General features: G+C 69.4%; 2 protein-coding genes and 1 pseudogene. All 3 read right to left on the reverse strand.

The window, feature by feature from the left end:
• Positions 1–344: hypothetical protein (locus tag A5780_RS27485; protein WP_156769691.1), on the reverse strand; the 344-nt coding region annotated here is incomplete at its 3' end.
• 410 nt (positions 345–754) lie between these two features.
• Positions 755–1,312, reverse strand: coding sequence for a single-stranded DNA-binding protein (locus A5780_RS27490; protein WP_064910145.1), 558 nt, complete (start codon positions 1,310–1,312; stop codon positions 755–757).
• 82 nt (positions 1,313–1,394) lie between these two features.
• Positions 1,395–2,004, reverse strand: a pseudogene (locus A5780_RS41380) (hypothetical protein); the annotation flags it as partial.

The raw sequence follows: 2,004 nt of genomic DNA on the forward strand, positions 1-2,004 counted from the left end.
GCTTCGTCATCGACGCTGCTGCCGCCTGTGCGGGCGCGCTGTTCGAGGAGCGCGATCCGTTCGGCACGCTCGCGCACATACAGGCCGGGGTCGGTGTCGGGCAGCAGCCGCGCCAGTAGTGCGCGTTTGGGTTCGTCGTCGCGGAACGCGGCTTCCAGGCGCAGCAGCGCGCTGCGGTACGGATAGAGAGTAAAGGCGTCGACCATGGCGTCGAGCACGTCACGCTCACCGGGGGTGGCATGTGTGAGCGCGGCGGTGAAGGTGCGGCGCGCGGCGCGGCGGTCGCTGGTGATGGCGTAGTCGAGGTGGGCGATGGCATCGAGGAAGGCGCTGATTTCGGTCACGAGAGTTCGTCCTGTCGTCAATCGAGAGGTGGGCGAGCACCCGCTGGGACCGGTACGGTCCCGGATCGACCATGCGGGTGTCGGGCCGGTCGCGGTGACCAGCCGAGGGCGCGAGAACCGGGGCGGGAGGCGACGCGCGGGTTGGGGCGGAACGCGCCGGGGCGTGCGCGGGCGAATTCCCGCGCACATCACCCCCGCCCGGCGGGAGTACGTGGGGTCGGCGCGCCGGGGAATTCGTGCGCGCCGGGCGCGGGCCGTCACGCGCGGCGGGGCCCGCCCTGGTAGCCCTCGGATGGCTGGTCACCACGACCGGCCAGACCCGCGCCCCCACAACGCAACTCACCCCGCCCGGAACCGACGGTTCCGAACGGGGTGAGCGAGCCGAGCAAGTGGAATAGAGAGGCAGTGCGTTAGAACGGGGGAGCGTCGTCGCCGAATCCCGCGGCGGCTCCGGCCATGGCCGGCTCCCGCCACGGATCCTCACCACCTGAAGCGGAAGCAGTTGGTTGGTCGAATCCTGTGCTGGTGTCTGTGTCGGGGTTGCCGAATCCGTCGCGGTGCGTGGTTACCGCGCGTCGGGTCCGCGGGCCGCCTGATCCGTTTGCGGTGGCGCGGGTGACTGTCGCGGTGGCGTAGCGCAGGGAGGCGCCGACCTCGTCGACGTCGAGTTCGACGACGGTGCGTTTGTCGCCCTCGCGGGTGGTGAACGAGCGCTGCTTGAGTCGCCCCATGACGATGACACGCGCACCGCGCGACAGCGATTCGGCGAGATTTTCCGCGGCCTGGCGCCACAGATTGCAGCGCAGGAACAGCGGATCGCCGTCCTTCCACTCACCGGCGTCGCGGTCGAAGTACCGCGGTGTCGAGGCGACGGTGAAATTGACGACCGCCGCGCCGGCGGGAGTGAACCGAAGCTCGGGCGCCTCGGTCAGATTTCCTACGACGGTCAAGACCGTGTCACCAGCCATAAGACGTTCTCCTCAATCAGTGAACGGGAGCGGATTGCATGCAGGACCGGCCCTGCCACAGTGCGACAGGGCCGGGTTCCGGTTATTTGTCGATGGGGATGTCGCGGTAGTCGATGTCGCCCGCGGCGGCCTGTTCGACCTCGACCAACGCGAAATCATCATCGGGACCGGCAATGTCGGCCAGCAGGTGCAGATACCGGGACGTGGCCTGCGAGCGGGTGCGCCACAAGCTCTTGTCCAGCGTGGCCTCGCGGGTCGCCAGCACCATGCCCAGTGCGAGCACCCAGGCCCGGTTCACCGACGCCGAACCGATCACTTTCACCAGTTCCTCGGTCGAGAACCCGATACCGAGCAGCTTGGTCACCAACTGCAACGCACCCGGCGCCAGATTCCGCGCCAAATATTCGGCCACGAAATGCGCAGCCTGCGCCGGTGGTTTGGTGCGCTGCAAGTACGTGGAGAGGAAGTCCTCGCGACGCTCGGCCGCGGCCACGCCCCGCTTGTTCAGCTCCCGCACCCGGCGCCGCGCCAGCCGCGATTGTTCCCGCGCCTCCGCCGCGCGTTCGGCGGCGGCCAGAGCCTCCTGCGGGTCGGCGGCCTGCGCAACAGCCAGCCGTAGTCCGGCGGTGTCGAGCTGGTCGGCGGGCAGGTAGTAGGCCGGGATCCAGCGGTCGCGCCAGGCCAGCCCGTCC

The sequence above is a fragment of the Nocardia sp. 852002-20019_SCH5090214 genome (genome assembly GCF_001665865.1).
GTDB classification, from domain to species: Bacteria; Actinomycetota; Actinomycetes; order Mycobacteriales; family Mycobacteriaceae; genus Nocardia; species Nocardia nova.